We start from the raw sequence: 12,742 nt of genomic DNA on the forward strand, positions 1-12,742 counted from the left end.
ACAACCATGCTTTCGTCGTCGCCCCGCCGCCCGGCTTCCGCGCACGTGCGGACCTGGGCAGGCGCCGACGCGACGGGACAGGACGCGCCAGGCCGATCAGCGGAATCAGCAACCGCCGCAGCGGCAAACGCTGCAGCAGGAGCCGGCAATGGCGCAGCACGTGCGGTTGCCGCCCTGACCCTGCGGCCGGGCCCTGGCCGTGCATACTGGCGTGCTGCCGCGTTGCCCGGTGCGGGCCGCAGGCCGCAGGCCGGGTCAGGACCGGTAGGTACGCGGATCCATCGCGCAGACAGCGCCGCGACTCCACCTCCCGGCTGCGTCGGTTACGATGCGCCGCGCCTGCCTTTCCATTCCCATTCTTGATCCGACCCGCCGCTGTTGGCGGGCGGCGACGACATTGCGACCACGTGACCCATTATTCCGGCCCCCTGCTTACTCTTCCCGATGCGCACGCACTGCTGGCAGCACGCGGCAATGGCCTGACCCAGTGGACCGGTTCGCTGGATCTGGGGCGCAGCACCGGCACCGCGCAGCTCGATGCGCAGACCTGGCAGTGGCGCGGCCGGGGCTATCCGTATCCAGGCAAGCTCAAGGACCGCACGCTGTATTTCTGGGACGGCGACGATTTCGCGCCGATCTCGCGCTTCAGCGGCGCACTGATCAAGCTGGTACCCACCGAATGGGGCGCTCCCACCTTCGAGATCGACGGCATCAAGATGCTGCCGTCGGCGCAGCTGTCGCCGTTCGACGATGCGCGTCGCAAGGTCGCGTTGGTGAGCCCGCGCGGCAAGACCGTACTGGACACCTGCGGCGGCCTGGGGTATTTCGCCGCCTGCTGCCTGGAGGACGGCGTGGCGCAACTGCACTCGTTCGAAAAGAACGCCGACGTACTGTGGTTGCGCACGCTCAATCCCTGGTCGCCGGACCCGGATGACGCCGCTAGCGCAGGCCGCCTGCAATTGACCCATGCCGATGTCTCGCAACAGATCGCCACGATGGCCGACGCTACGTTCGACGCCATCCTGCATGATCCACCGCGCTTCGGCATTGCCGGCGAACTGTATTCGCAGCTGTTCTACCACCAGCTGGCGCGCGTGCTGCGCCGTGGTGGGCGGCTGTTTCATTACACCGGCGCACCGAACAGGCTCACCAGCGGACGCGATGTCCCCAATGAAGTGAGCAAGCGGCTCGGCAAGGCCGGTTTCAGCACGCAACTGGTGCTGGACGGCGTACTGGCGACGCTGCCTGTGCGGCGCTGATTACGCCACTTCGGTAGCGCCCACTACGCGTCGGCATCCAGTGGGCGCGTGCCCAGGAAGCGCGGGGCAGATGTGGCGATGCCGCCCCGCCTACCGACCACAGGTATCCTGTCGTGAACGTGGCAGATTGCCGTTCGCGCTTGGTGGTCGGACACATCTGCGATACTGCAGCGCTCAGGACAAGGAGGTTGCATGCGCATCCATCTCACCGTTTCATTGCTTGCCTCGCTGTTGATGCTGACCGGCACACCGGCGCGTGCGCAGACGCCTGCATCGCCACCGACCTCCGAGGTCACCACCCGCTATCCGGTGACCACCGCGACACTGGCCGGGCGCACGATTCGGCTGGGCGAACACGCGGGCACATGCACGCTCTTGCGCGATGACGAGGTGCTCAGCTTGGGCATCGGTGCGCCTTGCTACTTCAGCACCAACCGCGAGCACGCTGCCCAGGTACATCACTTCAATGGCAGCGACATCGTGCTCGTGCAGCATGCACACCCAACCGCAAGCACAGACCGGGATGTCAAACTGTATGGGGCGATCTGCGCCTTCGCGTCGCAGTCGGTGCGCGAAGTCGATGGTGTTCTGGAGGCCGGTAGCGTCGCCAACTCCTGGCAGTGCGATCCGACCATGGGGGCCGACCAGAAACAGTTCGTCTACGGCTACGACACCTGGCCCGCCAATGCGCACACATCCACGCGCAAGCGCAAAGACCCCTGATGGCTGTGCGATACGCAAGACATCGATACACCGCAACAGGCATGACGGCTGCATGCACTCAAACGGTTGATCGCTGACGCGCGGCCGACACAATGACTGCGCGGGTTATCAGAGCGCAGCCGATGCCTGGAATCGGCCTGTTCCACTCGATTCCTGCGCACCGTCCGCCGCACTGACGGTTGCTCGCCATAGCGCGTGAGCACTCTGAAGCCGAGCGCCTGCATCGCAGCCCCCATCACCGCCGCAGGATCGATGGCAACGTGGGGGGTGGACTGACCAAGCCCATCAGCGACGACGCCGACGTTCCGTCCACCAGACATGGGTGACCCAGGCCATGATCGCCAATGGAACGCTGGTCAGCAAAACGTCCCAGCCGATGGAGATCCAGAACCGCTGCGGGTCGCTGTCCGCATAAAAGATCCGGGTCGGCCGGCCACGCACGACGCTGATGTAGCGGCCTTTGACGATCGCCTCCAGCGACAGCCATAGCCGCGCGCAGCAGGCCACGAACAGCGCGAAGACGACCACGCGAACAATCCATCCTTCCACCCGCGATGCTGCGGAAGGTGGTGCCGATGGGCGGCGCTTGTTTTTCACGCTGGCATCCTTCGGGCGTGGCGGCGCAGTTTACGCGCAACGCGGCGGATCGGCGTCGTGCAAACGCAGGCGCGCCTCACCCCGTGACGTTGGGCGCAGCGACATCGCGGCATGCACACGTCTGCTGATCGCTGCCGCCATGCGGCGCAGGCAGCGCACGCGATCCAGGCAATGGAAGGCAGAGGCAATGGCTGCCGACGCGCGAACGCGTCGCCGCCTTGCGCAACGGGTATCCCACTCCCGAGTTGGTGGCGCACCGCGCCGCGCTCGCCGATCAACCGACCACCCATTGATCGCGCCCGGCGGTCTTGGCGGCGTATAACGCCAGGTCCGCTTGCCCCAGCAGCACGTCCAGACCGGTCGCGGCGGTAGTGCTCACCGCACCCATGCAGAAACGCACCGGTTGGTTGGCGGGCAGGCCGGCGATGTCGATGGCCGCCACCGCATTGCGCAGGCGGGTGAACACGGCGGGAATCTCTTCAGCGCTACAACCGGGCAACACCAACAGGAACTCTTCGCCGCCCAGCCGGCCGAGACGGTCCTGCGTGCGCAGCGCCAACCGGGACGCACTGGCAAACGCCTTGAGCACTGCATCGCCGGTGGCGTGGCCGTAGACATCGTTGATCAACTTGAAACGATCCAGATCGATCAACGCCAGCATGCACGGCAGCTGCGTGCGCGAGGCCTGCTCGATCTGCTGCTGCGCCTCGGAGCGAATGGCGCGGCGATTGGGTAGGCCGGTGAGTTCGTCGCGCATCGCCAGCCGGGAGAGTTGCCGACGATGACGCGCACCGAACGCCAGCACCACCAGCGCGCCCATCAGCAACAGGCAGGCTGCACACAGCGCGATCCACAACGCACGCTGGCCGGCTTCGTGCGCCTGCAAGGCCAGTTGCGCAGTTTCGCTGCGACGGCGCAGCTCGGCGGTTTCGGCGCCACGGCGTGCGTCTTCATAGCGCGCCTGCAGACGCAGCATCACCGTGTCGCGCTGACGATCCAGGCTTTGCGCGCGCAAGGCATTGGCATGCTGGAGTTGCTGGTACGCCTCTGCATACCGGCCTTGCGCCGCCAGCGCACGCGCGACCGCATCGATCAGCTGTGCGCGCCGGCTCCATGACAGGTGTGGATCGTCGGCCACCTTGGCGGCTGCGATTTCGGTATCGAGCGTGGTGGCCTTCAACGCCGTCAATGCCTGTAGCAACACCGCATGGCAGGCGGCCACGCGGCCGATATTGCCTTGCTGCTGCATCAGCGGCAGCGCTTCGCGCGCCATCGCCACTGCCGCAGCGGCATCGCCGGTTGCGATCAAGGCCTCGCTGGCGCTGGTCAAGGCCGCCGCCACGCCGGCCTGGTCGCCGAGTGCGCGGCTCAGTGCCAGCGCGCGCCTGAAATGCAGCAACGCCGCCTCCGGTTGCGGCATCGCAAGCGAGGTGCCGTACTCGTATTCGATCAGGCTGCGTTGGAAGCGTGCCGGCTGGCCTTGCAGACGGCCCAACGCACGCTGCAGGTAATCCTCGGCGTCGCTGTCTTCTGCCACGCGGCCGCTGACGCGGCTGGCCAGCGCGCCGAGCTGGGTCAAGGCATCCAGCTCCAGGTTCAGCATCTGCTCGCGCGCGGCGCATTGGTAGCTGGCCTGCGCGGTGCTCCAGGCCTCGTCGCTGCTGCCGGAGGCCAGCATGCTCCACATGTCCACCGCCTCGACTTCGCACAGCAGATCCTTGCGGCCCAGGGCGCGGGCCTGGCGACGCAAGGCGTCCAGCCGCGCCACCATGGCGCCATTGGGGTTCTCGCGCACGTCGCTGAGTGCCTGCACGATGCCCAGCCACAACTGCGCCTGCGCCGCGCTGCCGTGCAGCTGGTCCAATAGTCCGCGCGCCTGCGTGAGTGCTGCCAGCCGGCGGTCGGTGTCTTCCAGCGAGATCAGTACGCGCGCCTGCGCCAGCAACGCCCAGAACTCCGCATCGACGTTGTGGTCGCGGCGGGCCTGCTGCAGCGATGCCTGCGCAACCTGCAGTGCGGCGATGGGGTCGTCGAGCGCCGCCGACTCGATGGTCTTCCATGGGTGCGGCTGCGCCCAGGCCGCCGCACTGATCAACAGCGCCGCAAGCGCGGCCAGCACGCGCGGCCAGCGTGACGCAAACAGACTCATCGGCCACTCACGGCGGGGCCAGACCACGACATGCGCACACGATGACCGCCGCGGCGTGTGCGACGCGGCCCGGCCTTGCTGTTTGCTGCGGCACCTCAAACACTCCCGTGGTCGGACAGCGGTTGAATCCAGCGGACCCCACGTCCGATCGATCGCGTTCTCGCATGTCATGCACTTGCAATGATGACCGGCGGACGCGGCAAGTGATGTGATCGTCGCGCAGGTGGTGTGCGGCTATCGGCCTGGCGGCGCAAGTCTTGAATCGCACTGCACGCATCGGCCATCGGCAGCGGCCCTGGGCACCCTGCGCCGTGTCTGCAGATCCCCGTGCGCTGCCATGACCTTGCGCTGCGCGGCAGCCGGCGCGCCTTGCGGATATCCCGGCCCCGCAACCACCTGGCAGACCGGACACCTGCTGGCGCAGCAGTCGCAGCGTGCGCAGGACCGGTTCGACTCCGCCAGCAACTCCGGCGCCACGCTCTGACCCTGCCTCGGACCAGGCACGTAAACTGCGATACGACCGCTGCCCCCTCGCTCTGGAAGACACCGTGCCCTCGCCCTTGCTCCGATTTTTCACGCTGCTCGCCATCGCCTTGCTGTCGGCCTGCGCCACCCAGGCACCGCGTGCGCCACAGCGCTCCCCGGATGCGGTCAAGGCCGATATCGCACGGCGCCTGCCGGCCACGCTCGCCGATCGCACCGGTTGGGCCGATGACGTGTACGTGGCGCTGTCCTCGCAGGAGCTTGAAACCACGCCGGACTCCATCTGCGCAGTGCTGGCGGTGACCGAACAGGAATCGACCTACCAGGCCAACCCGGTGGTGCCCAACCTCGGCAAGATTTCGCGCGCCGAGATCGACCGCCGCGCCAGCGCGCACCACATTCCCGGTTTCATGGTCGATGCCGCCTTGCGCATCGCCTCGCCCGATGGCCGCAGCTATGCCACGCGCATTGCGAGCGCGCGCACCGAGCAGGAGCTGAGCCGCATCTTCGAAGACTTCACCGGCAGCGTGCCGTTGGGCGCGCGTCTGTTCGACGGGCTCAATCCGGTGCACACCGCCGGGCCGATGCAGGTGAGCATCGCGTTTGCCGAGCAGCATGCCCAGCGCTATCCGTACCCGCCCGGCGACTCGATCCGCCACGAGGTGTTCACCCGTCGCGGCGGGCTGTGGTTCGGCACCCGGCACCTGCTCGGTTATCCGGCCACCTACGATGCGCTGCTGTATCGCTTCGCCGACTTCAACGCCGGCTGGTACGCCAGCCGCAACGCGGCCTTCCAGGCTGCGCTGAGCAAGGCCAGCGGCATCGCGCTGGCGCTGGATGGCGACCTGCTCACGCCCGGCGCCAGTCTCGATGCACCCGGCGGCACCGAACGCGCCGCGCGCGCCCTGGGCAGCCAGCTGGCGATGAGCGACCGCCAGCTCCGCCGTGCACTGGAAGCCGGTACCACGGCCGCATTCGACGACACCGACCTGTATCGCCAGGTGTTCGCGCTGGCCGAGCGCAGCGCCGGCAAACCGCTGCCACGCGCGGTGCTGCCCGGCATCACGCTGGACAGCCCCAAGATCACCCGCACCCTCACCACCGCCTGGTTCGCGCAGCGGGTCAACGAGCGCTGGAAGCGCTGCATGGGCAAGTGAGCGCGCGCCTTGGCGCGCTACCGGCACTACGCACCGTCACCTCATTCCCCGCTCAGGCGACTGGTCAACACATCGCCGACAACCGGACCATGTTCCATCTCGCCGTCGCTGCCGCGTTGATATTTGATGCCGGCCCGACAGGCTGCGGGGTCCATTTCCCACACCCACCCATACAGGGCACGCCCCGTGCCGGGCGGCGAGCGCAGCGGCATGTTCATGCGCAAGCCATCGTCTCGGCCTCGGTCCAACCGGCACATCACGGTGCCGGCACCATCGTCTTCTGCGTCCGGGTCGGCCTCGTCCACATGGGTGATGGTGGCGATGATCGCGTTGGCGTTCACCAGTTGCTGCAACGCCTGTGGAAGATCGGCAAGCGGCGGCGCGGCGCGTCCAGCGGATGGCTCTTCGACGAACGCGTCGGCCAACGTCACCTTGCGGAAGTAGTATTCGCTGCGGCCAAGCGTTGTCGCGCCGTCCATGGCCGTTGCCATATCTGCCAGTTCGTCAGTGCGCAGCAGGAACAGGTCGGTACCCGAGCGCATCACCACCAGCTGCGCATCGTTGGCATCGCTACCGCTCGAGTCGCGGCGTAGCCGGATGTCCAGCGTCACGTGTTCGTCGCCCAATTCGGAGCGCGCGACTTCGTAGCGGCCCGAATAAGCGCGCACATCGGTGCGTGCAAGACTGCGATGATCGATTTTCCAGAACAGCAGGCGATATTGGCCGTCGGGCTCGAGCGCCAGCATGCGATGCCAGTCGATATAAGACGACAGGTACAGGCCATGCAGGTCGTTGGTGTTCTGTCGCTGGTTGAACAGGCCCTCGAAGGTGGAGCGCTGCTCTGCGGGCAACGCATCGCCATTGGTCGTGGGCGTCGCGGCGACGCTCGCCGGCCCGTCGACAGCGTCGCGAAGCCGGGTGTGCAACGCCAACGCATCGACCTTGTTGATCCGCAGCATCTGCATCGAGAACAACATCTGATCGATCTCGTAGACCTCGCCCGCAGCGAGTGGGCCGCACTCCGTGTGCGCGGCAGCCAGCAGCGCGGATGGGATCAGGGAATCGCAGGATGCCGCGTCGCAGACGTACTGGTTGAAGAAGTCGTCCAGGCTCCAGCTCAAGTCCCCGGTGGCTTTCGATACCGGGTCCAGGTAGGACACGTCCTCGTCGGTGGCGGTCAGCTTGCGGTAGTACACCAATGCGCCGAAGGGGGTGAGCGCAATCGGAATGCGCCGCACCGCGTCAGGCGGCGAGACGATCCAGCGATCCAGCACCGGTTGCCATTGCCGGGGGTCGATCAGCGCGAGTTGCACGCTGCCGTAATGCCCCAACCCTTGTTTGCGCCAGAGCTCAAGCAGACTGGCAGGCAGCACCGTCTCATACGTGGCGAGCAGGTCCGCCGGCGCGGGCCGCGTCTTGCGCGGCGGGTGCGCCTTGATGAAGGGGGACAGTGCCAAACGGCGGAACCAAGACATCAGACGGCCTCCAATCAACGTTGCGTGCGTTCAGCAAAAAATCGTGCCGCATGGTGATGCGTGGACCCAGAGAAGCGTCGTTCATGGCGGAACGTTCTCGTAGTCAGTGGCCGACCTATCATCGGCGCATGCAGGCCACGTCGGCAACCGCTCGATGCGCTCACCGGTCCGCTTTCTCGGCTGCGTCGCTCGCCGAAGCGGGTGCGGCCCGCCACAGGCGACAATAGCGCAAGCACGACTTCTGGCAGAGGCAGGCGCCGCGCCAGGCCGGTAGCATCGGGCGGTCGCGCTGGCCGTGGTTGCGCGCTCCCTTCGTCCCGGAGAATTCTGCATGCCCACCCTGTTGCCGATGCGGCACCTGTTCGCCGCCATCGCGCTGGCCGCCCTGCCCGCCATCGCCTGCGCGCAGGCCCCCAATGTCGGCGAGGCCGACTACGCCCGTGCCGAACGCCTGATCAGCTACGCCGCGCAGCCGCTGGTCGACCATGCCGCCACGCGCATCGACTGGCTGGACGCCACTCACGTGGCCTATGTCGATCACGATGCCAACGGCGACCGCCTGCTGCAATTGGACACTGCCACCGGCAAGACCGCGCCGCTGTTCAAGCCCTCCGCGCTGGCCGCCTCGCTCAACCGTCTGTTGAAGACCGGCGACAAACCGATCAAGGCCGACACGCTGGCACCGCGCGTCAAGCTCACCGCCGATGGTCGCTACCGCTTCAGCACCCGCGACACAGCGGTGAGCTGCGATGTACGGGCGCGGTGCAGCAAGGTCTACACGACAGACAAGCCGGAACCGGGCGTACTGTCGCCGGACAAGCGCAGCGAAGCGTTCATCCGAAACTGGAACCTGTGGGTGCGCGATCTGGCCAGCGGCCAGGAAACCCAGCTCACCCGCGATGGCGTGGAGAACTTCGGCTACGCCACCGACAACGCCGGCTGGCAGCACAGCGACCACGCCATCGTGGCGTGGTCGCCGGACTCGCGCAAGATCGCCACCTTCCAGCAGGACCAGCGCAAGACCGGCGACATGTACCTGGTCAGCACCAAGCTCGGGCATCCGGAACTGCAGGCCTGGAAATACCCGCTGGCCGGCGACAAGGACGTCACCATGATCGAGCGCGTGATCATCGACGTGCCCACGCGCAGCGTGCTGCGGCTGAAACTGCCGCCCGATCAGCACCGCTCCACGCTGTGCGACGACGTGAGTTGCTCGCCAGGGCTCTGGGACGATGTGAAGTGGGCGCCCGACGGCAAGACGCTGGCGTTCGTCTCCACCTCGCGCTTCCACAAGCAGGCGTGGTTCCGCATCGCCGACGTGGCCACCGGCGAGGTGCGCACCGCCTTCGATGAAACCGCCAACACCTATTACGAAAGCGGCCAGGTCGCCGCCAACTGGGCGTATCTGCCTGGCAGCAACGAAGCGGTGTGGTTTTCCGAACGCAGCGATTGGGGCCAGCTGTACCTCTACGACCTGTCCACCGGTAAACCCAAGCGCGCCATCACCACCGGTACCGGCAACGTCACCGAGTTGCTACGCGTGGACCCGGTCACGCGCACCGCGTGGTTCGTCGGCGTCGGCCGTACCCCGGGCGTGGACCCGTACTACCAACAGCTGTGGAAGGTGAGCCTGGATGGCGGCGAACCGGTGTTGCTCACGCCCGAGGTCGCCGATCACAGCATTGCGTTGTCGCCCGATGGCGCGCGCTTTGTGGATACCTATTCCACCTCGGTCACGCCACCGGTCACGCTGCTGCGCGATGCCGGCGACGGGCGCACCGTCAGCACCATCGCCACCGCCGATATCAGCCGCCTCAAGGCCGCCGGCTGGGTGCCGCCGGAGCCGATCACGGTCAAGGCGCGCGATGGCAAGACCACGCTGTATGGCTTGATGTTCAAGCCCACCAATTTCGACCCGACGCGCCGCTATCCGGTCATCGACTACGTCTATCCCGGCCCGCAGACCGGCTCGGTGCGCGGCCGCAGCTTCCTGGCCGGCCACGGCGACAATCAATCGCTGGCCGAACTCGGCTTTATCGTCGTCGCCATCGACGGTATGGGCACGCCGTGGCGCAGCAAGACCTTCCACGACACCTGGTACGCCAACATGGGCGACAACACCCTGCCCGATCAGGTGGCCGGGTTGAAGGAACTCGGAAAACGTTACCCGTGGATCGATCTGAGCCGGGTCGGCATCTGGGGCCATTCCGGCGGCGGCAATGCCTCCACCGGCGCGATGCTGCGTTATCCGGAGTTCTTCAAGGTCGCCTGGTCGGAAAGCGGCAATCACGACAACCGCGGGTATGAGGACGACTGGGCCGAGAAATATCACGGCGAACACATCGTCAACACCGACGGCACCTCCAACTACGACGACCAGGCCAACGCCGGCCGTGCCGGCAATCTCAAAGGCAAGCTGATGCTGGTGCACGGCACGCTGGACGACAACGTGCCGCCGTATCTGACCTTGCTGGTGGCCGATGCGCTGATCAAGGCCAACAAGAACTTCGACATGCTGATGCTGCCCAACGCCAAACATGGCTACGGCGATCTCACCCCGTATGTCACGCGTCGCCGCTGGGACTACTTCGTGCAGTACCTGCTCGGCGCCACACCGCCAGCGGAGTATCAGATGAAGCCGATGCCGAAGAACTGAGGCGGTCTTCGGCGCTCACCGGGTGCCATCGCGCCGAAGACATCCCTTCGGTGCGAAGACCGCATCTGTGCGTCCCAACGCGACGCCGATCGGCTTCGGGCGCGTTGCCTGCGAAGACGGCACCTCACCAACACGTGGATTATTTGGCGATGCCGCCGCCCAGCTGCTTGCTCAGGAACGCCAGCAGCTGCGTGTAGTACGCGCGGCGATGCGCCTCGGTGTAGAACCCGTGGCCTTCGTTCGGGAAGTACAGCGCCTCTACCGGAACGCCTGCAACTTTCAATGCGCGCTCCATGCGCTCGGTGTGCTCCACCGGCGCACGCTCGTCCTTGCCGCCTGCGGCAAGAAACACCGGCACCTTGATCTGCCTTGCCAATGTCACCGGCGAACGCGCCGCCAGGGTTTCGCGCGCGCCCAGCCAATCGCCGGTCCAGTTTTTGGCCCAGCGCGCATAGCGCGCCGTATCGCGCGCCATCATGTTCAGATCGTAGACGCCGACATAGCCGGCGGCGCAGCGGTAGAGCGTCGGTTCCTTGGCCACCCCCATCAGCGCCGCGTAGCCACCGTAACTGGCGCCGTAAATGCAGATGCGCGTGGCATCGGCAATGCCTTGGGTCGTGGCCCAGCGCGTGGCATCGGTGACATCGTCCTGCATGCGTCCGCCCCACTCCTTGGCACCGGCCTGCGTGAAGGCACGTCCGTAGTTGGCTGAGCCGCGATAATTGACACGCAGCACCGCATAACCGGCTGCCGCCAACACTTGGGTGTCGTCATCGAACTCCCACTTGTCGAACACACCGAACGGCCCGCCGTGCGGCATCACGATCAGCGGCAACGGCTTGCCGGGCTCGGAATGCAATGGTCGGGTCAGATAGCCATGCAGTTCCAGGCCATCGCGCGCCTTGAAACTCACCTGCTCCGTCGCAGGCACGCCATCGGGCGGAAACCATTCGCGGCGGCTGAACACACGGTCGGCATGCTTGCTCACCGTATCGAACAGATAATAGTCGCCGTTATTGCGATCGCTCCAGACATAGACCAGCACCAAGCGACGATCGCTGGTGGCCGAGGTGATATAGATCGCATTGCCATCGAAGGCTTTTTCCAGGCTGCGATACAGCTTTACGGTGGGTGCCTTCTCATCGAAGAAGCGGTTGCGTACCCGGTCACTCATGTAGCTCACACCGATCGGCGTGGTGCCGTCCAAGTCGCGCAGGATCCGGTATGGATCGACGGTGTCGTCATGCAACAGCGGCGCCGACTTGCTCGTCGCTGGATCCCACGCCACGACCACATTGCTGCCGGACGCCTGCTCCACCTCCAGATAGGCTTGCCTGCCATCGGCAGAAAACCCCAGCGGAAACTCGCGGTGCCGGCTGGTGGCCGAATCGTTGATCAACCGCCATGGCGCATCGTCGTTGTCGCGGTAATACAGTTTGCTGGTGTTTTCCACATCCGAGCCCTGCGCAAACCGGATGCGCCCCTGCTGGTCGGTCACAAAGCTCGCCCGACGCACCGGCGAGGTCGCCACGGTACTGCGCCGGCCTGTCTGGATATCCAGTTTATCGATGCGCACGCTCGGATCGCCAACGAACGGGATCGCCGACACCAGGATATTGCGCGGATCACCGGGCAAGGTATCGAGCATGAACGTGCCGGGCTCCAGGTCCATCTTCAGCTGTACGCCGTTGATATCCGGATTGGTGCCATACGGACTGGCCAACAGCCGGCCATTCTTGCCATCGGCATCGATGGCGTGCAGCTGGCCGATCGCCACTGGCTGATCGCGCGAGCCCAACTGCTGCGCCATCGACACCACGATGCGGTCGTCGCTGGCCCACCAGAAATCGTCCACCCCGCTATTGGCGCCACCGGTGACCTTTGCCGTGGCGACCTTGTCTTGACGCCGTACCACACCCAGCACGGTGCGATCTTCCAGCGGCATGGTGATGGCGTAGTAGGCACCGGTCGGCGAAATCTTGATCCGCTCGAACTGGTCGTTCTTGAGATACGGTGCCAGATCCACTGACTGCTGCTGCGCCTGCGCGCACAGCGGCAATGCGAGCACCCCTGCCATGGCAAGGGCCGCCGCCATCATCCAATCACGCATTGCTGCACTCCACGTCTTCCTTGGTCGCCCTATGGTGGCAAAGGCCTTGTAGCGCGTCCACCTCGGCCGGTAGCACTGCTTTGCACTGCGTTGTCACATGAGGCGGGCACATACCAGGTCCAACGAGCAGCAG

The 12,742-nt window shown here is 66.0% G+C and carries 8 protein-coding genes; 4 read left to right on the top strand and 4 right to left on the bottom strand.

Annotated features, from left to right (window positions below; genetic code table 11):
• The first annotated feature begins 407 nt into the window (after positions 1–407).
• Both GGR61_RS19890 and GGR61_RS19895 read left to right on the top strand, forming a co-directional pair.
• The gene (locus GGR61_RS19890; protein ID WP_184409518.1) at positions 408–1,259 is read left to right on the top strand and encodes an SAM-dependent methyltransferase; all 852 of its coding nucleotides are present in this window, start codon (positions 408–410) and stop codon (positions 1,257–1,259) included.
• A 192-nt stretch (positions 1,260–1,451) separates the two neighbouring features.
• Positions 1,452–1,982 carry a hypothetical protein gene (locus GGR61_RS19895; RefSeq protein WP_184623578.1) on the top strand — a complete coding sequence of 177 codons (531 nt, stop codon included), beginning with the start codon at positions 1,452–1,454 and terminating at the stop codon, positions 1,980–1,982.
• A 285-nt stretch (positions 1,983–2,267) separates the two neighbouring features.
• Here the strand turns inward: GGR61_RS19895 and GGR61_RS19900 are convergent, their stop codons facing one another.
• Positions 2,268–2,510: a hypothetical protein gene (locus GGR61_RS19900; RefSeq protein ID WP_326520282.1), complete on the bottom strand. Its 243-nt coding sequence runs from the start codon at positions 2,508–2,510 to the stop codon at positions 2,268–2,270.
• A 343-nt stretch (positions 2,511–2,853) separates the two neighbouring features.
• Positions 2,854–4,728, bottom strand: coding sequence for a GGDEF domain-containing protein (locus GGR61_RS19905; protein ID WP_184409520.1), 1,875 nt, complete (start codon positions 4,726–4,728; stop codon positions 2,854–2,856).
• 548 nt (positions 4,729–5,276) lie between these two features.
• On the opposite strand from GGR61_RS19905, the gene GGR61_RS19910 reads away from it, so the two are divergent.
• Positions 5,277–6,368 (top strand): DUF1615 domain-containing protein, encoded by a 1,092-nt coding sequence (locus tag GGR61_RS19910; RefSeq protein ID WP_184623580.1) that lies wholly within the window; start codon positions 5,277–5,279, stop codon positions 6,366–6,368.
• Positions 6,369–6,409: 41 nt separating this feature from the next.
• Here GGR61_RS19910 and GGR61_RS19915 read toward each other — a convergent pair whose 3' ends face one another.
• The gene (locus tag GGR61_RS19915; RefSeq protein ID WP_184623582.1) at positions 6,410–7,843 is read right to left on the bottom strand and encodes a GAD-like domain-containing protein; all 1,434 of its coding nucleotides are present in this window, start codon (positions 7,841–7,843) and stop codon (positions 6,410–6,412) included.
• A 331-nt stretch (positions 7,844–8,174) separates the two neighbouring features.
• Between GGR61_RS19915 and GGR61_RS19920 the strand changes: the two genes are divergently transcribed.
• Complete coding sequence (locus tag GGR61_RS19920) at positions 8,175–10,499, top strand: S9 family peptidase (RefSeq protein ID WP_184623583.1); 2,325 nt, start codon at positions 8,175–8,177, stop codon at positions 10,497–10,499.
• Positions 10,500–10,638: 139 nt separating this feature from the next.
• Here the strand turns inward: GGR61_RS19920 and GGR61_RS19925 are convergent, their stop codons facing one another.
• A complete protein-coding gene (locus GGR61_RS19925) occupies positions 10,639–12,609 on the bottom strand; it encodes a S9 family peptidase (protein ID WP_184623585.1) in 1,971 nt (656 codons plus the stop codon).
• Between the last annotated feature and the right edge of the window lie 133 nt (positions 12,610–12,742).

This window comes from Xanthomonas sp. 3058 (genome assembly GCF_014199765.1).
GTDB lineage: Bacteria > Pseudomonadota > Gammaproteobacteria > Xanthomonadales > Xanthomonadaceae > Xanthomonas > Xanthomonas campestris_B.